This window comes from Rhodobacter capsulatus (assembly GCF_052363175.1).
Classification (GTDB): domain Bacteria; phylum Pseudomonadota; class Alphaproteobacteria; order Rhodobacterales; family Rhodobacteraceae; genus Rhodobacter; species Rhodobacter capsulatus_D.
The window spans coordinates 3,570,810-3,590,789 of sequence record NZ_CP198946.1 but is presented as its reverse complement, the minus strand read 5'-3'; the positions used below and the strand labels follow the sequence as shown (position 1 = coordinate 3,590,789).

Annotated in this window: 13 protein-coding genes and 3 pseudogenes; 8 read left to right on the top strand and 8 right to left on the bottom strand. The window is 64.7% G+C overall.

Annotated features, from left to right (window positions below; genetic code table 11):
* Window positions 1-160: 160 nt before the first annotated feature.
* The 3 genes and pseudogenes from ACTTAI_RS18590 to ACTTAI_RS18580 all read left to right on the top strand — a co-directional run.
* Window positions 161-1,013 (top strand): annotated as a pseudogene (locus ACTTAI_RS18590) (IS3 family transposase); the annotation flags it as partial.
* A gap of 254 nt (window positions 1,014-1,267) precedes the next feature.
* Entirely contained in the window at window positions 1,268-2,254 is a 987-nt protein-coding gene (locus ACTTAI_RS18585; protein WP_444452963.1) for a hypothetical protein, read from the top strand.
* Window positions 2,255-2,276: 22 nt separating this feature from the next.
* Window positions 2,277-3,415, top strand: a protein-coding gene (locus ACTTAI_RS18580) for an IS3 family transposase (protein ID WP_444452961.1) whose coding sequence is annotated in 2 segments (ribosomal slippage) — window positions 2,277-2,532 and window positions 2,532-3,415 — 1,140 coding nt in all. Because the reading frame shifts where the segments join, the coding sequence is not laid out codon by codon here.
* Window positions 3,416-3,437: 22 nt separating this feature from the next.
* On the opposite strand, the pseudogene istA reads toward ACTTAI_RS18580, so the two are convergent.
* Window positions 3,438-4,373, bottom strand: a pseudogene (istA, locus tag ACTTAI_RS18575) (IS21 family transposase); the annotation flags it as partial.
* A gap of 116 nt (window positions 4,374-4,489) precedes the next feature.
* On the opposite strand from istA, the pseudogene ACTTAI_RS18570 reads away from it, so the two are divergent.
* Both ACTTAI_RS18570 and ACTTAI_RS18565 read left to right on the top strand, forming a co-directional pair.
* Window positions 4,490-6,559: pseudogene (locus ACTTAI_RS18570) on the top strand (baseplate megatron protein TIM-barrel domain-containing protein); the annotation flags it as partial.
* A 9-nt stretch (window positions 6,560-6,568) separates the two neighbouring features.
* Window positions 6,569-8,491, top strand: a complete 1,923-nt coding sequence (locus tag ACTTAI_RS18565) for a DUF2793 domain-containing protein (RefSeq protein WP_444452960.1) — start codon at window positions 6,569-6,571, stop codon at window positions 8,489-8,491.
* Window positions 8,492-8,601: 110 nt separating this feature from the next.
* On the opposite strand, the gene ACTTAI_RS18560 is transcribed toward ACTTAI_RS18565, so the two are convergent.
* The 7 genes from ACTTAI_RS18560 to ACTTAI_RS18530 form a co-directional block, all read right to left on the bottom strand.
* Window positions 8,602-9,030: an ArsR/SmtB family transcription factor gene (locus tag ACTTAI_RS18560; protein ID WP_444455808.1), complete on the bottom strand. Its 429-nt coding sequence runs from the start codon at window positions 9,028-9,030 to the stop codon at window positions 8,602-8,604.
* A gap of 145 nt (window positions 9,031-9,175) precedes the next feature.
* A complete protein-coding gene (gene copM, locus ACTTAI_RS18555) occupies window positions 9,176-10,729 on the bottom strand; it encodes a CopM family metallochaperone (protein WP_444452959.1) in 1,554 nt (517 codons plus the stop codon).
* Between the two features lie 131 nt (window positions 10,730-10,860).
* Entirely contained in the window at window positions 10,861-11,271 is a 411-nt protein-coding gene (locus tag ACTTAI_RS18550) for a hypothetical protein (RefSeq protein ID WP_444452957.1), read from the bottom strand.
* Window positions 11,272-11,504: 233 nt separating this feature from the next.
* Complete coding sequence (locus tag ACTTAI_RS18545) at window positions 11,505-11,945, bottom strand: DUF411 domain-containing protein (RefSeq protein WP_444452956.1); 441 nt, start codon at window positions 11,943-11,945, stop codon at window positions 11,505-11,507.
* Between the two features lie 82 nt (window positions 11,946-12,027).
* Window positions 12,028-14,412 carry a heavy metal translocating P-type ATPase gene (locus ACTTAI_RS18540; RefSeq protein WP_444452955.1) on the bottom strand — a complete coding sequence of 795 codons (2,385 nt, stop codon included), beginning with the start codon at window positions 14,410-14,412 and terminating at the stop codon, window positions 12,028-12,030.
* 29 nt (window positions 14,413-14,441) lie between these two features.
* Complete coding sequence (locus ACTTAI_RS18535; RefSeq protein WP_444452954.1) at window positions 14,442-15,950, bottom strand: multicopper oxidase family protein; 1,509 nt, start codon at window positions 15,948-15,950, stop codon at window positions 14,442-14,444.
* 75 nt (window positions 15,951-16,025) lie between these two features.
* Window positions 16,026-16,418 (bottom strand): hypothetical protein, encoded by a 393-nt coding sequence (locus ACTTAI_RS18530; RefSeq protein WP_444452953.1) that lies wholly within the window; start codon window positions 16,416-16,418, stop codon window positions 16,026-16,028.
* A 139-nt stretch (window positions 16,419-16,557) separates the two neighbouring features.
* Between ACTTAI_RS18530 and ACTTAI_RS18525 the strand changes: the two genes are divergently transcribed.
* The 3 genes from ACTTAI_RS18525 to ACTTAI_RS18515 all read left to right on the top strand — a co-directional run bounded on the left by ACTTAI_RS18525 (window position 16,558) and on the right by ACTTAI_RS18515 (window position 19,612).
* Window positions 16,558-16,962 (top strand): c-type cytochrome, encoded by a 405-nt coding sequence (locus ACTTAI_RS18525; RefSeq protein WP_052174987.1) that lies wholly within the window; start codon window positions 16,558-16,560, stop codon window positions 16,960-16,962.
* 206 nt (window positions 16,963-17,168) lie between these two features.
* On the top strand, window positions 17,169-18,446 hold the full coding sequence (locus ACTTAI_RS18520; protein ID WP_444452952.1) for a hypothetical protein: 1,278 nt from the start codon (window positions 17,169-17,171) through the stop codon (window positions 18,444-18,446).
* A gap of 137 nt (window positions 18,447-18,583) precedes the next feature.
* Window positions 18,584-19,612, top strand: a complete 1,029-nt coding sequence (locus ACTTAI_RS18515; protein ID WP_374592153.1) for an IS110 family transposase — start codon at window positions 18,584-18,586, stop codon at window positions 19,610-19,612.
* Window positions 19,613-19,980 lie beyond the last annotated feature (368 nt).

The window sequence follows — 19,980 nt, the reverse complement described above, 5'->3', positions numbered from 1 at the left end:
AGCGGGGCGAGCGCGTGCTGTCGCGGCGCGAGGCGCAGAGCTACGGCGCAGGCGGAGGCGTCAACATAACCATCATGGCGCGTGACGCCGAGAGCTTTGGACCTGCCCCGGTTTCGTTCCGGTCTTCTGAGAGCGATGCTCTCACCAAAGGAGACAGGATATGGCAGCGACACACGGCGACGAGTTCAAGCGGGATGCGGTTCGCATCGCGCTCACCAGCGGCCTGACGAGACGTCAGGTTGCGTCTGATCTTGGGGTTGGGCTTTCGACGCTCGGCAAGTGGATACGGGCGATTTCCGATGAGGCGAAGGTGCCTGACCGGGACGCCGATCTTCTGCGCGAGAATGAACGGCTGCGGAAAGAGAACCGTATATTGCGCGAGGAGAGGGAAGTATTAAAAAAGGCGGCTCAGTTCTTCGCGGCTCAAAAGCCGTGAGGTTTCAGTTCATTGCCAGCTATCGGGGCAGCCTTTCGCGCAGCCATCTCTGTCGCATGATGGGCGTAACGGATCGCGGGTTGCGCGCGTGGCTGCGCAGGCCCCCGTCCATCCGTCAGCGGCGCGACATGGTGATCCTGGCGCATATCCGCGAACAGCATCGGCTGAGCCTGGGCAGCTACGGCAGGCCGCGGATGACCGAAGAGTTGAACGAGCTGGGCCTGCGGGTCGGACAGCGTCGGGTAGGCCGTCTGATGCGCCAGAACGGCATCCGCATCATCCGCAGCGAGCGGCGTTCAAGCGCACCACCGACAGCGATCACGCCTTCAACATCGCGCCGAACCTCTTGCAACAGGACTTTTCGGCGAGTGCCCCGAACCAGAAGTGGGCGGGCGACATCACCTACATCTGGACGCGTGAGGGCTGGGTTTATCTGGCCGTCATCATCGACCTGTTCTCGAGGCGCGTGATTGGCTGGGCTATCAGCAACAGGATGAAACAGGATCTGGCGATCAGGGCGCTGAACATGGCTGTTGCCCTGCGCCGCCCGCCACCAGGCTGTATTCATCACACGGATAGTCAGAAGATGGTTGCCAGTTCTTGGGCGGCCTGACTCTCACAGCGATAGACCGTCTGGTAAGCTGGCGCCGCAAGGCGTCCTGCGCGGTTTGACCCACACACTGATCGACCGCCGTGTCTTTCCCCGGACCTGTCGGCCGCCCAGGAACGCCTTGCGGAGAGGCTGCGCCTCGCCGCTGCTTGTGACCCGAGAAGGGCCTGACCGATCCGGTCACATGACTGTCCTGTCCATGCATCCGGTTGGGGTGGAGCTTGTGGAACTTGCAACTCAAAGGGCCCAGACATGCACGAGACAAGCAATACCGCGACGCGCCGTCCTTCATTACCATGATGAAACGGCTCGATGAAATCTCCTGCCCCCCAGCTGCCGCCGAGGCTTTTTGGGAGCTCCCTGCGTCGGAAACCGCAAGAGTCATCGCTACGGAACTGGTCGCAGCAGGCTATGATCTTGATGAGGCTGCCTTATCCCTCCTCCTCGCCTCAGACGAACCCGGACGCGCTGTTTCATGCCTGCCGGTCGAAGTTCCGCTGACTGATCCTGTTGCAACTGCGTCCGAAAATCGCCGTCTCCTGGAGACGCTCCATAGCCAATTCATCCTGATCGCAACGGCATGGCATGCGGCCGCGGGTCAGAATGAAAGCTCAGCTTGGCGCGAGACAAAACTGGGCGACCCCACGATTTCGGCCAGGACCGAAGATCGCGATGTTTTCACTAAACGCTGGGATGAAGCGCGCGTGCTCGAGTTCATTCATGCGGATCTTCCCATTACATCGCCGCAGAAGATTCGGGACGCGCTCAGGGATGCACGGTCACTAGACGCGCTGATGACAGCGTTGCAGGTCAATGCTTCCGAGATGGAGGATGCACAGGGTCGTCTGGCAGCTCAACAAGCTGTGGCTGAACGGAAAAAGCGAATGGTCTCTGTCTGCGGCGGAGAAATCGATAACTCGGAGAGCGGTCTCGCAGATCTCTTCGCGCATATCTCGGCCCACGTGCCTGACGCTAGCGTATGCGCACTCGAAGGCTTCGACTTGTCGGCTGTCACGCTCCCGCAGAAGGCCAAAAGGCCAAAGAAGGGCGAACCGAAGGACCGGACCAAGCGCACGCGAGCGCCAGGCAAAACGCGCCGAAACATGGAGGATCTTATCGGGGCGGCAGGCGAGATCCATGCCTTTAGAGGTGGCTGCGGGAACCTGAACAGCCGGGATAAGTGGATTTTCCGCGTAACAGCAGCATGATGCTGCGAGCGAGGAGAAGACCATGGCAAGACGACCGCGCCGGAACCACAGCCCGGCTTTCAAGGCGAAAGTGGCGGTAGCCGCGATCAAGGGCGAGAAGACCATGATCGAGCTGGCGCAGGAGTTCGACGTTCATCCGAACCAGATCAAGCAGTGGCGAGACCAGCTGCTTGAGGGGGCGACCGGGGTGTTCGGGGAAGCCCCGAAAGCCGAGCCGGAGCCGATCATCGATGTGAAGACCCTGCATGCGAAGATCGGAGAGCTGACGCTGGAGAATGATTTTTTGTCCGGCGCGCTCGGCAAGGCGGGTCTGCTGCCGAGCGCAAGAAAATGATCGATCCCACCGCCAAGCTGAGCATCAGCCGCCAGGCCGTCGTGCTGGGGATCAGCCGGGGGAGCATCTACTACAAGCCCCGCCCGGTGTCGGAGGCCGATCTGAAGCTGATGCACCGGATCGACAAGCTGCATATGGAATTCCCGTTCGCGGGCAGCCGGATGCTGCAGGGTCTGCTGGTCCAGGAAGGGTTCAAGGTCGGGCGGCTGCATGTTGCCACGCTGATGAAGCGCATGGGCATCGAGGCGCTCTATCGCAAGCCGAACAGCTCGAAGCCAGCGCCGGGGCACAAGACCTACCCGTATCTGCTGAGAAAGCTGCCGATCACGCGGCCCAACCAGGTCTGGGCGATGGACATCACCTACATCCCCATGGCCCGGGGGTTCATCTACCTCGCCGCCGTGCTGGACTGGTTCACACGGCGCGTCCTGGCATGGCGAGTGTCGATCACGCTGGAGGCCGAGTTCTGCATGGAAGCTGTCGAGGAGGCGTTGGCACGTCACGGCACGCCCGAGATCTTCAATACGGATCAGGGCAGCCAGTTCACGTCCATCGACTTCATCAAGGTGCTCGCCGCCCGCGAGATCAAGATCAGCATGGATGGCAAGGGGGCCTGGCGCGACAATGTCTTCGTCGAGCGCCTGTGGCGGACCATCAAATACGAAGAGGTCTACCTGCACGCCTATGCCAGCGTGTCCGAAGCTCGCGCCGGGATCGGCCGGTATCTGAACTTCTACAACACCCGCCGCCCTCATTCGTCGCTTGACGGCAAACCCCCCGATCAGGCCTACTTCAACCCGCCGACACCCGAAGCGGCGGCGGCATAACCGAGGCGGAAAACCACTTAGAAAACGCCCGGAACCTGTTCAGAGCAACCGAACCACCTCTCTCTTCCTGGAAGACCTGCCAGACGGTTTTGTCCGTCAGCTCCGGATGCTTGCTGCTTCTGGCCGATGCGATGCACTTGTCCAGCAGCCAGGCATTCAGTTCCTCGTAGCTTTTGACCCGGACGCGGGGCGAGAAGAACCGCTGGCGGACCGTACCGACCTGGCTCTCCACCTGGCCTTTCTCCCAACCCGCAGCAGGGGTGCAGGCAACGGGTTCGACCAGATAATGGCTGGCCATCTGCAGGAACCGGCGATTGTAGAGACGTTCCTTGCCGGTGAAGATGGTCTCCACCGCCGTCTTCATGTTGTCGTAGATCCCGCGGGTGCAGGTGCCCTTGAAGAAGGCGAAGGCCCTGTCGTGGGCATCGAACACCATCTCCTGTGTCTCGCGCGGATAGGCCCGCACGAAGAACATCCGGCTGTGACACAGGCGAACATGGGCCACTTTGATGGTGGTCGTCGCCCCATCAATGACCACAACCTCGTGGCTCCAATCGAACTGATAGGCTTCGCCGGGCGCAAAGCTCAGGGGCACGAAAGCAGAAGATGCGCCCGAACTCTGATTGCGCGCCCAGTTCGAGGCGTAGCGACGCACCGCATCATAACCGCCTTCATAGCCGAGACCGCTCAGCTCTTCGTAGAGCTGTGTCAGGGATTGACGTTCCCGGCTGGCCCGCGCGGCGTTGACCTCCAGCAGCCGGTTGAGCTCCCCCAGCCAGGCACCCAGCTTCGGGCGCGGCTGCACCGTCCGGGTATAGGTGAACTCGGTAATCCCGGTGCGGATCACCTTCCGCACCACCTTCTTCGACAGCTTCAGGTCACGGCAGATCGTCTTGATCCCCTTGCCCTCAGTAAAATGCAGCCGCCTGATTTTTGCGATTGTCTCCACGATCAGCATCCCGTGCTCGGCCTCCGATAATCATCGAAGGCACAATGGACCCAACCCCCGGTCGGTGGGGTCCCTTTTGGACGCCGATCACCCCAGAAGCGGGGTCCTTATTGCAAGCCGTTCAACATTTCAACCGGCCGGGCGGAGTGGAGAGCGGCTCACCGACCGCATGGGCGCCTCAATCGAAACCCATCCGCTTCACCGAACTTGGTTGCCCGGCCATCGACCGGGGTACGAACCAGCCGAACGTCTTCTTCGACCCGAAGTCGTCTGAGAGCTTCACGCCGTATTTCTCGCGCGGATGGCGCGACGATGCGATCCAGCGCGCCTATCTGGAAGCGAGCTACCTGCACTGGGGCCACCCGGCCGACAACCCGATCTCCAGCATCTATGGCGGCCGCATGGTGCATGTGCCCGAATGTGCCGCCTGGACCTGGGATGCGCGGCCATACCCCTTTTTCCCCGAACTGACGGACGTTTGGACCGATGGCACGAACTGGCGACTGGGCCACTGGCTGACCGGGCGGCTGGGGGCTGTCTCGCTGGCGGCCCTCGTGCGCCACCTCTGCCTGCGCGCCGGGATGCTGGAAGCCCTGATCGACGTGTCCGGCCTCTGGGGTGCGGTTGAGGGCTATGCCATCACCGCGCTGGAAGCCCCGCGATCCTCGATTAGCACGCTGGCCCGACATTTCGGGTTCGATGCCATCGAGACCGAAGGCATGATCCGCTTCGTCATGCGCGGGCGGGCGTCGGTTCTGACCTTGGCCCATGACGACCTCGTGGCCTCCCGCGAGGGCGAGGCGCTGGAACTGGTCCGCGCTCAGGAAACCGAACTGCCGCAGGCGTTGAAGTGGCAGGTGGCCCGCGCTGATGAGGACTATGATGCCGCCCTCGTCGAAGCCCGCCGCATCACTGTCGACACCACCCGCATCGCGTCCGAGTCCTTCCCGATGGCAATCCCACCCGAGGAGGCAGAACGCCGCTGCCGCCGCGCACTGATGGAAGCGTGGATCGGCCGCGAGAGCGCCACCTTCCGGCTACCGCCTTCGCGGCTGGCGCTGGACCCCGCCGACGTGATCCGGCTGTCCCATGATGGCCGCGAGATCGAGTTACGGCTGGTGTCCATCGCCGATTCCGATGGCCGGGGCGTTGAGGCCGTCCGCCAGGACCGCGCAGTCTATGATCTGCCGCCCGGCGATCCGCGACCGGCTTCGCTGACCCGGTCCGTGGTCTTCGGCGCGCCGGATGTCGTGCTGCTCGACCTGCCGCAACTGTCCGAGGAGCAGCCCGCGCACCGGCCGATGGTCGCGGCGCAGGCCATTCCCTGGCCGGGCGAGATGGCGGTGTTCCGCAGCCCGGGGGCGGATGGGTTTGCCTTGCTGACCACCTTTGGCAGCCGCGCCCGGATCGGCACGCTGGTGTCGGATTTCTACCCTGGCCCGACCTCGCGCTTCGATCTCGGCAACGCGCTGGTCGTCGATCTGGCCTCGGGCACGCTGGAAAGCGTGACCGATCTGACGCTGTTCGGCGGCGCCAATGCGATGGCGGTGGAAGCCGCACCAGGCAAATGGGAGGTCGTTCAGGCGGGTGCCGCCGAACTGATCGCCCCGGGCCGCTATCGCCTGACCCGCCTTTTGCGCGGCCAGCGCGGCACCGAAGCGGCGATGGGCAATCCAACCCCGGCCGGGGCACGGGTAGTGGCGCTGGATTCTTCCATAGCCCCGCTGCCGATCGCCGAAGCCGATCTCGGTCTGCCATGGAACTGGCGCATTGGCCCAGCGGCGCGGGCCGTCAGCGACGCGAGCTACACTGCGCTGGCCTTCACGCCCGCCGGTCGCGGCCTCGTGCCCTTCGCCCCGGTCCATGTCGCCCAGCCGTGGCGGACAGCGCGCAGCCCGGGCGATTTGACGATCCGCTGGACGCGGCGATCCCGCGCGCTGGTGGCTGATACCTGGGAGCAGGTTGAGGTGCCGCTGGCCGAGGATCTGGAAAGCTACGACGTCCAGATCCTCGACGGGGCTGTCGTCAAGCGGACGCTGACCAGCACCACGACGTCCGTCCTCTACACCGCCGCCCAGCAGACCACCGACTGGGGTGCGCCACTCGGCCCCGGTCAGACACTGGCAATCCGCATCTACCAGCTCTCGAACCGCCTCGGTCGCGGCGATCCCGCTACCGTCATCCTCCAGTTCTGAAGGCACCCAATGTCCGACACCTCCACCCACCTTGGCCTGCCATACCTGCTGGCGGCCCAAGCCCAGAAGCATGTCACCCACAACGAGGCCCTGCGCCTCCTCGATGCCATGGTGCAGCTCTCGGTCCTCGACCGCACGCGCACCACGCCCCCGGTCAGTCCCACCGATGGCGACCGCCACCTCGTGGCATCGGGCGCGACGGGCCTCTGGGCGGGGTGGGATCTGAACGTCGCCTTCTGGGTCGATGGCTCCTGGCTGCGCCTGGTGCCGCGCCCCGGCTGGCTGGTCTGGGTTGCGGCCGAGCAGGTATTTCTGGTCTGGAATGGCAGCGCCTGGGATCCGGTCGGCGTGCCGCAGGATGTTTCCGACGCGATCTTCAGCCTCGTCAACGACGCCGATCTGACGAAGAAGGCGCTATTTTCGCTGTCGGGGATCACCACCGGTACGACGCGCACCTTCACATTGCCGAACACCTCCAGCGAATTGGCAATCCTCGCGGGCACCCAGACCTTCACAGGCAACAAGACGTTTTCGGGGACTCTGACCGCCTCGGGCACTGTCACCGTCTCGGCGGCATCGGCCAGCATCGGCACAGCGACGACGACTGCCACCTACGGTATGGGCACTGGGGCGACGACCACCGGCATCACCAAGACCGTGAACCTCGGCACAGGCGGCGCATCCGGATCGACCACCGTTGTCAACATCGGCTCGGCCACGGCGGGGGCCGCAGGCACAACGGTGGTGAACACGCCCACCGTGACTTTCGCCAATGCGGTCACTCAGGTGGGGATGCCGCAAGCCAACCTGACCGCCCAGCTTCTGGGCTTGGGCGGGGCGACGGCGGACAGCTTCAACCGCTTGTCGATCAACACACCGGCGCTCCTGTTCAACAACGTCGGAGCCGGGATCGAGGCGACGGTCAACAAGGCGGCGGCCGGGAACGATGCGGCCTTCGCCTTCAAGACCGGGTTCTCAGTACGGGCGCTGATCGGCCTCTTGGGCAACGACGACTTCAGCTTCAAGGTCAGCCCGGATGGCTCCGCCTTCTTTGATGCCCTGAAGATTGACCGCACCAATGGCCAGGTGGAACTGCCGCAACCGACGATCCTGCCGGGGCTCAGCTCCGCGCCAACCCCGCCGCCCACCGGCAAGGCGGCCGTCTATGCCCGCAACCGGGCGGGGGCCCCTTGGATCGACGTGATGCGTCCCTCCGGTCGGGATTTCCCGCTGCAGCCGCACTTCGGGGTAAACCGGATCGCCAACTGGTCGCCCTCGGTCACCACCACGATCACGACCGAAGGCTTGCCCATTACCTCGGTCGGAACGGTCTCGCACCCGACGCTCGCCGCCACAAACTTGGCCGCCAGCATGCGCCGCTGGCGGCTGACCTCGGCAGCATTGGTGGATGCGGCCGCCGACCAGCGTTCTGCCGGTTGGGCCTGCTGGCGTGGCAACGCCGCGGGCCTCGGCGGCTGGACCTTCGTCACGCGGATTTCGCTGACGACCCTGCAGGCAACCGGCATGGCATTCTTTGGCCTCTATGGATCGACCGCCGCGCTGGCCACCACTCTGACGCTGGCCGCAGCCATCAACTGCATCGGGATCGGCTTCCAGCGCGGCACCCACACCCGCTGGCAGCTGGTCGCAAACGACGGCACCGGCGCGCCGACGCTGACCGACATGGGGGCGAGTTTCGCCGTCGCAACGGGGGGCGTGCTGACGCTGTTCATCGCGGCACCGCCCAATGGCAGCTCGGTCTGGGCGCGGGTGGTCGACGAGGTTTCCGGCGCGGTGTTCGAGCAGGAGGTCACCGCCGACCTGCCAGCGGCCACGCAGTTCCTGTCACCGCGCCTCTTCCTCAACACCGGCGCGACCGCCGCCGCCGTCGCCTACGACTGCGCGGGGGTCTATGTCGAGACGGATTTCTGATCTGTAGATATGGACTGCCGTGTGCATGCCGGGCCGGGCAACACCATCGAGGCAACCGCCGAATGCCTCGACCGGAGCAATACGCCCGGCCCGGTTCACCTATTCACGTTTCAGAAAGCGGAAGGGGATTCGCTGCAGGTTGGAGATAACACAGTGGCCCGGCATGTCGCGTCAGGCAATGGGAACAATTCTGCCCCCCTGTCAGGGCTGTTTTCGGCGCTTTGGAATTGTGATGCCGGACGGTTTTCTACTTGAAATCTACGCTTTCCCGACACCGGTCGCCCGGGTCGCAGACCGCTGTGCCGACCGCGCAGTCGCTGGTATCGCCGCCGCAGCAGTTCTCTGTGAGATAGGCCATCAGCCCGTTCATCGCCGCACAGTTGGCGGTGTAGATCAAAGGATCGCCCCTCGCGGCGGAACGTCACCAGGCCGGCATGCTTCAGTTGGCTCAGATGAAACGAGAGGGTGGTCGAGTGCAGGCCGAGCCTCTCGCCGATATGCCCGACAGCGCGCCCTTCGCTCCCGGCCTGCACCAGCATCCGAAAGATATCGAGACGGGTCTCCTGCGCGAGCGCGGCCAAGGCCGCTATGGTGCCCATTTTTTCCATATCTCCAGAATCGTGTAAATGTTTCTGTGCCACGAATAAGAGCGGCGCCGGAACTGCCTCCGGCGCCATTCACTACCTACCGGCTCGATCCGCCGTAGACGATGCCGTTCGGGCGATCACCAACCGGTAGGGTCTTGACGACGTGCTGGCTCCCCACTTCGATGATCGACACGGTATCGTCGGCGATGTTGGTCACGAACACGAATGCCCCGTCGGTCGATACCGAGACCCCATGGGCGCCGCCGCCGGTGGCGAGGGTCTTCACGACCTGACCGGTCGCGGTGTCGATCACGGACACGGTGTTGTTAGGCTCCGCGTCGGTGCCCTGGTTTGCCACATAGACGTAGGCTCCATCGGGGGTCGCAACCATCTGGATCGGGTTCGGCCCGACGTCGATCCTGTTCATCACCTCGCGGGAGGCGGTGTCGATGACGGCCACCCGGTTCTCGTCCCGGAGAGAGACGTAGACCTGATCGCCAGACGGGGTAAACCCGACCTGAACGGGCGCTGCGCCCACCGGAATGCGCGCAACTTCCGTCAGATCCTGCGTGTCGATGACGGAAACCGAGCCATCCTCGACATTAGCCACATAGAGTTGGCTCTCATCGGGGCTGAGGCGAAGGCCGTGCGGATAATCCCCCGTCGCGATGCGCCCGATGACCTCTCCCTTTGCGAGGTCGACCACGGCGATCTCGTCGCCGCCGGCCAGCGAGACAAATGCGCGCCCCTGCCGGTCAGCGACCACATGGGCCGGATGCGAGCCTACCGTCACGGTCGCCGTGGGCGCCGAGAGGTTCCGCGGATCGAGAATGACCAGCAGACCCTCGGCCGCGCCCTCCGCGCCATGCCCATGGCCGTCCGAGCCGTGATCCCCCTCGGCGGCAGGATCTCCGACCGCCAGCAGAAGCTTGCCATCCGGCGTCAGATCGACGTTGTGAGGCGCGACCGGGATCGTAACCGTGTCGACCGCCCCCGTGCCGAGATCGAAGGCGCTGATGGAATTGCCGCCCTCGTTGGCGGAGTAGACCGTTCCGCCGGTCTGAGCAAAGGGCGACGGCGCGTCGCCGGCCTTCGCCTCCAGCCATGCCTGCATCTCGGCGATCTCGGCTTCCTGCGCCGCGATGATCTGGTCCGCCCATGCCCTGGTCTGCGGGTCGTTTCCGTATTGCTGGACGATCCGGGCCATGTCGATCGCGCCCTGATGATGGGGGATCATGCCCCGGACGAAGGCGACATCCGGATCATCCGCCATGACGCCGTCCATCATCGGCCCGTGCATTTCATTCATCGCTTCGACGTAGGCCCGGGTGAACTCCGGAAGGCTTTCGTTGGCCGGGGCGGCACCCTCGTTCGGCGCGCCCATCATCCCCTGCATCATTCCGCCCTGCATCATCTGGTGCATCGCGCTCATGCATTCCGGGGCCATCGCCTGCATCATGGCTTGGCACTGCTCTGGCATCATCCCTTGCATACCAGCCATCTGGCCTGAGGGAGGCGTCGGCACGGGAGCCTGCTGCACTTGCGCGGGCGGGGTTCCCGGGTGGTGGGCGTCATGCCCGGCCTGCGCGAGGGCAGCGCCAGGCAGGCCTGCCAGGACGCCGAGGGAAAGGGCTATTGTGGTTCGGTTCATTGATTTCATCCTCTGGTTCCGGAGCGCTGGCCCGGGTTCCGGGTCGCGGTTCTCCGTTCTGTTCGCTGGTCTTTCGGGTTTGCGCCGGAGCGGCCGGAGACATCTCTCGTTCTCGCGGCGATCCCTGCGCATCACGCAGCGATGAGACGTGGCGGCCTCAGGATGCCTTCGGGGAAACGGTCGTGCGGATCAGGGCGCACAACCGTGAAAGCCTCACCGCTCGTGGGCGGGCCGAACTCCGGCGGCGCGACGGGAACTGCGGCGGTCAGGCAGGTCTGACAGCAATCCGCAAGGTTTGGGCTACCGTCCGTGTTCACGCAGCTTGGCGATTGATTGGCGCCATGGTCGTCCGACGCGTGATGCTGGGTGCAGTGGCTTGCCTGGGCAGCGGCCTGTTGCTGGTGGATGGCGTGTCCAGTCGGGCTCGCATGGACTGGGACCTGCAGAACCAGTGCGCCGATGGCAAGCAGCAGGATGCAGATCGCAAACCGGCGCAGTCGGCCGCAACTCGCCCGAAATTTGACCCCGGCCCGTTTGGTCATGCGCCACCTTCCTTGCCGGCCGGCGGCACGCCGGCCCTGCGCGATGTCGCGTTCATGTCGCGCGCCACCCGACGTGGGGCGCCAGCCCCGCGGACGGAGGCAGGCCGCCACAGCGAGGTGCTGTTTGAGATCATCCGCGAGCCTGGCGTTCATGTCGGCGGCGCCTTTCAGATTTCCCCCGCGAACCGAGGAAGCGCCCGAAGCTCCGGGTGGTCGGGCCGAACAGGAACGCTTCATACGGCTCGGGATCGACGCCCGGGAAATCCATGCCGGGCGAGCCGGCAGGCATGCCGGGAACGGCCAGCCCCCGTCACGTCAGGCCGCTCGGCCAGCAGGCGGCGGATCGCTGCGGCAGGCACATGACCCTCGATCACATAGCCGTCCACCTCGGCAGTGTGGCACGATGCCAGTTCGGCCGGCACGCCGAGGCGCTGCTTGAAGCTGTCCATGTCGGTGGATTCCACCACCCGCACCGGGAATCCCGCATCCTCGATGTGCGCGATCCAGCCATCGCAGCAGCCGCAGGACGGATCCTTGGTAACGCTCACCAGCGGCAGCGTTTCGGCATGTCCCCAGCCGGCCGTGGACATCAGCAGGGGCAGCGCGCCGGCAGCGGCCAGGATGGCGCGCCAGCTGATGTTGCTGTCGTTTCTCATAGTCACACCTTTTTCCATGGATTCATTGTCTCGCCGTCACGGTCCGCATCCGGCTCACAAGGGAGTGATGGGCAAACCGAGGGCCTTGGCACCGGCATCGTCATAGCTTCACCCTCCGCAGCCGAGCGGCATTGGTGATGACGCTGACCGATGAGAGCGCCATGGCGGCGGCCGCAATGATCGGCGACAGCAGGATGCCGAAGAACGGATAGAGGACTCCGGCTGCGACCGGCACGCCGAGCGCGTTGTAGATGAAAGCGAAGAACAGGTTCTGGCGGATGTTGCCCATCACCGCCTGCGACAGCCAGCGGGCGCGGACGATGCCGTTCAGATCGCCCTTCAGCAGCGTGACACCGGCGCTTTCCATCGCCACATCGGTGCCTGTGCCCATCGCGATGCCGACATCGGCGGCCGCCAGCGCCGGCGCGTCGTTCACCCCATCGCCCGCCATCGCCACAACTTCGCCCGCCGCCTTGTGCCGCTGCACCACCGCGCTTTTCTGATCGGGCAGAACCTCGGCCTCGACCTCGTCGATGCCGAGATGGCGCGCGACGGCCTTCGCTGTGGTCCAGTTGTCGCCGGTGAGCATGACCACGCGGATGCCTTGTTCCTTGAGCGCGGCCAGCGCCTCCGGCGTCGATGGCTTGACCGGATCGGCAATGGCGAAGATCGCGGCGACGCGGCCATCCACCCCCATGAAGATCGCGGTCGCCCCGTCCTCGCGCAGCCGGTCGGCCTCATCGGCGAGCGGAGCGACATCGACGCCTTGCTCGGCGAGGAACTTCGCATTGCCAAGCGGAATGCGCTTGCCTTCGACCACCCCGAGCGCGCCCTTCCCGGTCGGCGAGTCGAAATCCGCAACCGGCGCCGTCGCGATCCCGCGCTCCTCGGCGGCGCGGACGATGGCCAGCGCCAGCGGATGCTCGCTGGCCCGCTCCACACTGGCGGCAAGCCGCAGCGCCTCGTCCTCGCTGAAGCCAGCAGCCGGAACGATGGCGGTCACAGCGGGCCGGCCCTCGGTCAGAGTGCCGGTCTTGTCGACGATGATGGTGTTGACCTTCTCCATATTCTCCAGCGCCTCGGCGTTCTTGATCAGCACGCCCGCCTGCGCGCCACGGCCGACGCCGACCATGATCGACATCGGCGTCGCCAACCCCAACGCGCAGGGACAGGCGATGATCAGCACCGACACGGCAGCGATCAGACCGAAGGAGAAACGCGGCTCCGGGCCCCAGATCGACCAGGCGATGAAGGCAAGGATCGCGATCACGATCACCGCCGGCACGAACCAGCCCGACACTTGGTCGGCGAGGCGCTGGATCGGCGCGCGGCTCCGCTGCGCCTCGGCGACAAGCTGGACGATCTGCGACAACATGGTGTCGCGGCCAACTTTCCGCGCCTCGATCACCAGCGCGCCGGACTGGTTCATGGTGCCGCCGATGGCCGATGCACCGGCCTCCTTGGTCACAGGCATCGATTCACCCGTCACCATCGATTCATCGACGGCGCTGCGGCCTTCCAGCACTTCGCCATCGACCGGCACCTTCTCGCCGGGACGCACACGCAGGCGGTCGCCGACATGCACGCTGTCGAGCGGAACCTCCTCCTCCATGCCATCGTCGCGAATGATCCGGGCGGTCTTGGGGGCGAGGTCGAGCAGCGCGCGGATGGCGCCGCTGGTGCTCTCTCGCGCCCGCAGTTCCAGCACCTGCCCGAGCAGCACCAGCACGGTGATGACCGCCGCCGCCTCGAAATAGACCGCGACGGAACCGTCCTGCTGGCGAAACGCATCGGGAAAGATACCGGGCGCAACTGTGGCGACGACGCTGTAGATCCAGGCGGTCCCGGTGCCCATGGCGATCAGGGTGAACATGTTGAGGCTGCGGTTGACCAGCGACTGCCAGCCGCGCTGAAAGAATGGCCAGCCGGCCCAGAGAACGACCGGCGTTGCGAGGATCAGTTGCAGCCAGTTCGAGGTCAGCTGGCCGACATAATGGCTCAAGCCAAGAAAATGGCCGCCCATTTCGAGGACGACCACTGGTATCGTCAGCGCCAGTCCGATCCAGAACCGACGTGTCATGTCGATCAGTTCCTCGTTGGGTCCGGCCTCGAGACTGACCAGCACCGGCTCCAGCGCCATGCCGCAGATCGGGCAGGAGCCGGGGCCGACCTGCCGGATCTCCGGGTGCATCGGGCAGGTATAGATCGTCCCCTCGGGCACCGGCTCTGCCGTGGCCGCCGCGGTCGCCGGATCGAGGTAACGTTCCGGCTCTGCCAGGAACTTGGCCCGGCAGCCGGCGGAGCAGAAGTAATACGGCAGGCCGGCATGCTCGGCCTTGTGCTCGGTCGTGTGCGGGTCGACCATCATGCCGCAGACAGGGTCCTTGACCTTGTGCGTGTCGTCCCGCGCGACGGCGGCGTGGTCATGCGCGTGATCGTGCACATGGCCGTGGTTGTGGTGATGGTGATCTGTCTTGCTGGCCATTTCTCACGCCTCCTTGGCGGTTTGCCCGATCATGCGTTGACTGCGAATTCGGTCATCATGCCGGTCTCGAGATGCGGCATGTGATGGCAATGCAGCATCCAGCGCGCGGCCTCGCCGGCGTCGAGCGCTACATCGACCATCGACATCGGCGGCACATAGACCGTGTCGCGCAGCGCGCCTCGGACCGCACGTCCGTTCAACCCGACGACCTGGAACACATGCCCATGCAGGTGCATCGGGTGACCCATCATCGACATGTTATGGAATGACAGCACCACCCGCTCACCGCTGCGCGCGGCTATTGGACGATGCTGGCCCCAGACGGCCCCGTTGATCGTCCAGACATAGGGCTGCATCGTGCCGCCCAGCATCACCATGTGGCTGCGGTCCACCGGACGATCCGGCAGGGCGTCGGCGGCGATCAGACGCGTCTCCTGCGCAAGGTCGGTGTCGAAGGCAGGCGCTTCGGCCTCCGCCATGGGGTCGATGCGCCGGACCTCGGCGCCCTGCGTGGTAAGGATCAGCCCGGTCCGCTCTCGCGCGCCTTCCCGCAGCGCGAGGATCGGCCAAGCGCCGCCCTCCTGCGGCAGGTCGATCTCGAGGTCGAGCCGTTGGCCCATGGCCAAGCCGAACCGCGTGCCGGGGACGGGCTGAACGGCATGGCCATCGACCGCGACGAGCCGGGCCTGCGCTTCGCCAGTCTCGATCCAGAACACCGTTGCCGCGGCGGCGTTGATCACCCGCAGGCGGATGCGCCCGCCGCGCTCGACCTGCACCACCTCGGGATCCGAAAGCGTGCGGTCGTTGGCGAGATAGGCGTCCCAGTCGTAGTCGTTGAGGTCCATCGCCATGCCGTCCATGGCGCCCATTCCCGTCATGCCACCCATGGCGCCGTGATCCATGCCACCCATCGGCATGTTCCCCATCGCGCCGTGGTCCATGGCCGCCATGCCGCCCATGACCGCGCCGTGGCCGCCTCCATGACCGCCGGCGGTCCCGTGGCCGCCAAGGATCTCGGCCATCACCTCCTCGGGTGCCTTGAACGAGAAATCATGCAGGAACAGCACCACCTCCTGCCGGTCGGCGGCGACATCCTCGGCGCTGCGCACGATCAGCGGCGCGGCCAGAAGGCGCATCTCGTGCAGCGGCACATGCGCGTGCATCCAGTAGGTGCCGGGCAGCGGCGCGAAGTCATAGGCGCGAGTCTCGCCGGGGGCGAGCATCGGCAAAGGCATGTCGGGCACGCCATCCTGTGCGTTGGGCGGGATCTGGCCGTGCCAGTGGATCAGCGTGTCAGTATCGAGATCGTTGCGCAGATCCACCCGGAACCGCGCGCCGGGATCGAGTGTCAGCCCCTGTCCGGCTGGCCCGGCAAGACCCCAGACGGTGGCGGCGCGACCGTCGATGTCGAGCGTCCGGGTGGCGGCGTGCAGCGACAGCGGGGCGGCGCCCTGCGCTGCCGCGATCCGGGGCAGATGCGCATAGGCCAGCATGGCGGCGCCAGCGGCAAGAAAGCCGCGTCGTGAAAGGGTATTCATGGTCGTCTCCTCGGGACAGCTCGTCCCGTTCATCAAAACCGACAAGACGCCGCGGGCCTCGGCCCGGACGCGCGATCAGAGGAGACGGTGCTTGGGAGGTCGTTCGTTCAGTCCAGGTGCCCGACCGGCAAGCACTGCACCGGTGGGCAGGTCATGGCTGGCAGGCGCGTAAACGCTGGGCGAGTCTTCCCTCGGAAATGTCAGAAAGACCAAAAGACCTGAACAAAGCAACTCACAGCTTCCAGCATCCATCGATCCGCAGTGCTGTGCGCCGTCACAGGAACGGTCGCTGCCGGCCGCAACCTGCATCATCTCGCCGACATGCACCGAGTGATCCGGCTCTGCGCTCAAGCGCGCCGCATGCGCGGAGGTCACCGTCGTCATGACGGCGATCGCGAGTACGGCAAGCATGGTGACGAGGCGCGAGAACATGCCGGAAAGATAGGCGCTGGTCACGGGAATGTCCATTGCCTCCGGCGTCGCGCCTCTGGCAGAAATTCATCCTCGGCATATAGCCAATAGAAATTCCTCGCCACCAATCATGCAACTCATGCGAAAAGAACTCCGTAATATCTTGTGGCCCGGGTTGCTCGTCGGAGGCCTGGTCATGGCGGTCTTCGCTGGCAGGCACTATGCCCAGACCGCATCCAACGCCGCGTCATCTGCAGAAGTCATCGAACAGGGCCGGCAGATCTATGCGGACCAATGTGCGTCCTGCCACGGTGCGCAGCTCGAGGGGCAGCCGGACTGGAAGACGCCCCTTCCGTCCGGGCGTCTCCCGGCGCCACCGCACGATGCCGGCGGCCACACGTGGCACCATCCCGATGACATCCTGTTCCGCATCGTCAGGGAAGGCACGGCCGCCATCGTCGGGGGCGGCTATGAGAGCGACATGCCGGGGTTTGCCGATCTTCTCAGCGACGCCGAGATCCGGGCTGTCCTCGCCTATATCAAGAGCACCTGGCCAGAGCGCGAGCGGACCTACCAGGAGAATGTGTCGCAACCACACTGATGGCACCTTCGGGATGGAGCTGCCCCTGCGACCGGCAGTGCAATTTCCCGAGGCCCACCGGTCACAGTTGATGCCGCCGAACAGAAGCGGCATGTTTGGATCGACCTGATGGCGAAACCTTTGGGAGGGATGTTCGTGGGATTATTCATGGCTTACTTGGCATTTGAAGCGCGCTCGATCTTGGCGCCGCCTCGGGTTTTCCCTCGATGAACAATCCCGGCTCCAGTTCATCGAAGCGGGTTCAGGACCGCACGGACCGACTCAACAAGAACTGCTTCTGCGTTACACTGGACCTTCCATCGCTGCGCGAAGCGATGGAGCGCGAGGCCGGTGAGCCGGCATTCTTCGAGACGTTCATCCGCCCCAAGGCCCATCTGTTCTCGCACGTACCGGTGTTCCTTTCGGCCACCACCGTGGATGAGATGCGCGCCATCGCAGCGGCTGTGGAGACCACCGCCCAACTCGCGGCATACAAAGCCGCGGTCCTTTCCTGGGCGCCGGAAATCGCGCGGGCGGATCACGGTCCGATCGGGGCATTGATGGGCTACGACTTTCATCTTGGCGAAGACGGCCCCCGGCTGATCGAGATCAATACCAACGCCGGCGGGGCATTTCTCAATGCCTTTCTTGCAAGGGCGCAGCGCGCGTGTTGTGCCGAAATGGATATCCCCCCGGCGCTGCCATCGTTCGAGGACGCGGCGTTTCGCATGTTCCAGAACGAATGGATTCGGCAGCGGGGAACGGGCACGCCACAACGCATCGCCATCATCGATGACAATCCGCCGGAACAGTACCTTTATCCCGAGTTCGTGCTCGCGCGGCAAGTTTTGGCGGCACGAGGGGTAGACGCGGTCATCGCCGACGCCGGTCACCTTAGCTACGACGATGGTCGGCTCAGCGTCGACGGAAAGACGATCGATCTCGTTTACAACCGGGTCACCGATTTCGCCTTTGATCAGCCCGAGCACAAGGCATTGCAGGAATCCTACCGTGATGGCGCGGTTGTCGTAACGCCGAATCCGCACAACCACGCGCTCCTTGCCGACAAGCGCAATCTTTCGCTTCTTTCAAAACCCGCGACGCTGGAGGCCTGGGGCGTGGAGCCGAGACTTCGCGCCCTGCTTGATGCCGTTCCACGCACCGTCCTGGTCAATCCCGACAACGCTGATGCACTTTGGAAATCCCGCAAGGACCTGTTCTTCAAGCCGACAGGAGGACATGGTGGCAAGGCGGTATATCGTGGCGACAAGCTGACGAAAGGAGTCTGGGCGGAGATCGCGGGAGGCGGATACGTTGCCCAGACGCTGGTCCGCCCCAGCGAGCGCATGATCAAGATCGACGAGACACCCCAGGGGCGCAAAATGGACGTGCGACTATATACCTATGATGGGCAGGTGCTTCTGGTGGCCGCGCGCCTTCATCAAGGCCAGACCACAAATTTCAGGACGCTAGGGGGTGGGTTCGCGCCGGTGTTCGTGATCTGAAGCGAGAGCTGTTGGGATCTTGTATAATGAAATCAATCCCTTAAGGTGGAGATGGGGTGGATGCCGCTCTCACCCTGACGGCATCGCGATGTGCCATACTCGTGGTGTCGAAGCACAAGCTGAAGGAGAGGGCATCCATGGGAGAGGTTACCATCATCGGCGTCGATCTGGCAAAGAACGTGTTCCAGGTTCACGGCGCAGCGGCGGACGGGTCCGTCGTGTTCCGCAAGAAGCTGACGCGACCACAGTTCGCCCGGTTCATGGCGGAGCAGCCGCCGTGCCTCGTGGTGATGGAGGCCTGCGCCAGTGCGCATCATTGGGCGCGGGAAATGTCCCGCCACGGGCATAAGGTCCGGCTGATCGCGCCGCACTACGTCAAGCCGTTCATCAAGCGCCAGAAGAATGACGCCGCCGATGCGGAAGCAATCGTCGAGGCGGCGCTGCGACCGACCATGCGGTTTGTGGAACCCAAGACCCAGGAACAGCAAGCCCGAGCGGTTGCGTTCCGGACGCGCGAACAGCTCGTGAAGCAACGCACCGAAGCCGTGAATGCGCTGAGATCGCATCTCTACGAGTTCGGCCATGTCGCCCCCGTGGGGATTGGCTATTTGCCACGCCTGGAACGGGTCATCGCAGATCCTGACGCCGACATTCCCGATCTGGCGCGCGAGATCTGCCAGATGCTCCTCGACCAGATCAACCAGCTGACCGGCCGGATCGATGCGCTGAAAGCCAGGATCGCGGCCTTGTCGAACGAAGCGGAAATGCCGCGCCAGCTGCAGACGATGCCGGGTGTAGGCCCGATCACTGCACTGGCGGTCGAGACCTTCGCGCCGCCGATGGATCAGTTCCGCCGAGGGCGAGACTTCGCCGCCTGGCTCGGCCTGGTGCCGCGGCAGCATTCCACCGGGGGCAAGCAGAAGCTGGGGAAGACCTCGAAGATGGGGCAGCGCGACATTCGTCGATTGCTGGTCATCGGGGCGACCGCTGTGATCCGCTGGGCCTCGCGCCGCGGTGCGCCGAAGGGGTCGTGGTTGGCGCGGATGCTGGAACGCAAGCCGGTCCCGGTCGTGGCCGTCGCGCTGGCGAACAAGATGGCGCGTGGCATCTGGGCGATGCTGACGCGCGGTGAAAGCTATCGCGGCCCGGTGCTGATCGGCGCCTGACACGGCGTTGAATCGGCAGCGGGGCCACCGAGTTGTGAGGAAGGCATGATCCGAATGGGCACATGATCGACATGATCCGGGTCGGGAAAACCAGAAACCTTCTCCGAGCCTCGAGCTCGCCGTTGGAGATTTGGACCCGGTCCGCGCATCACCATCCCGGCCAGCGGCGCCATGTCAGCCGCACGAACAGGCCTGACAAAAGTACGCACTCGATCACAAGTCCAGAAGATCAGAATTTCCTTGCAAACCGAGCGGCATCCACAAAAGAAGGTTGGACGTCAGACCCATCCCCTCCGCCACTTGCACAGTGCAAACCCGAAAACAGGTCCCTCGCGGGGCCTTTTTCTTTATGTGCCAAAGGGGTTTGC

What these genes read in the sequence shown, in the direction of transcription:
- ACTTAI_RS18560 (WP_444455808.1), bottom strand. Translation starts at nt 9,030, where the DNA reads ATGCTGGTGCAGGCCGGGAGCGAAGGGCGCGCTGTCGGGCATATCGGC.
- ACTTAI_RS18550 (WP_444452957.1), bottom strand. Translation starts at nt 11,271, where the DNA reads ATGACCAAACGGGCCGGGGTCAAATTTCGGGCGAGTTGCGGCCGACTG.
- ACTTAI_RS18530 (WP_444452953.1), bottom strand. Translation starts at nt 16,418, where the DNA reads ATGGACATTCCCGTGACCAGCGCCTATCTTTCCGGCATGTTCTCGCGC.
- ACTTAI_RS18525 (WP_052174987.1), top strand. Translation starts at nt 16,558, where the DNA reads ATGGCGGTCTTCGCTGGCAGGCACTATGCCCAGACCGCATCCAACGCC.
- ACTTAI_RS18540 (WP_444452955.1), bottom strand. Translation starts at nt 14,412, where the DNA reads ATGGCCAGCAAGACAGATCACCATCACCACAACCACGGCCATGTGCAC.
- ACTTAI_RS18520 (WP_444452952.1), top strand. Translation starts at nt 17,169, where the DNA reads ATGAACAATCCCGGCTCCAGTTCATCGAAGCGGGTTCAGGACCGCACG.
- ACTTAI_RS18545 (WP_444452956.1), bottom strand. Translation starts at nt 11,945, where the DNA reads ATGGAAAAAGGTGTGACTATGAGAAACGACAGCAACATCAGCTGGCGC.
- ACTTAI_RS18515 (WP_374592153.1), top strand. Translation starts at nt 18,584, where the DNA reads ATGGGAGAGGTTACCATCATCGGCGTCGATCTGGCAAAGAACGTGTTC.
- copM (WP_444452959.1), bottom strand. Translation starts at nt 10,729, where the DNA reads ATGAACCGAACCACAATAGCCCTTTCCCTCGGCGTCCTGGCAGGCCTG.
- ACTTAI_RS18535 (WP_444452954.1), bottom strand. Translation starts at nt 15,950, where the DNA reads ATGAATACCCTTTCACGACGCGGCTTTCTTGCCGCTGGCGCCGCCATG.
- ACTTAI_RS18565 (WP_444452960.1), top strand. Translation starts at nt 6,569, where the DNA reads ATGTCCGACACCTCCACCCACCTTGGCCTGCCATACCTGCTGGCGGCC.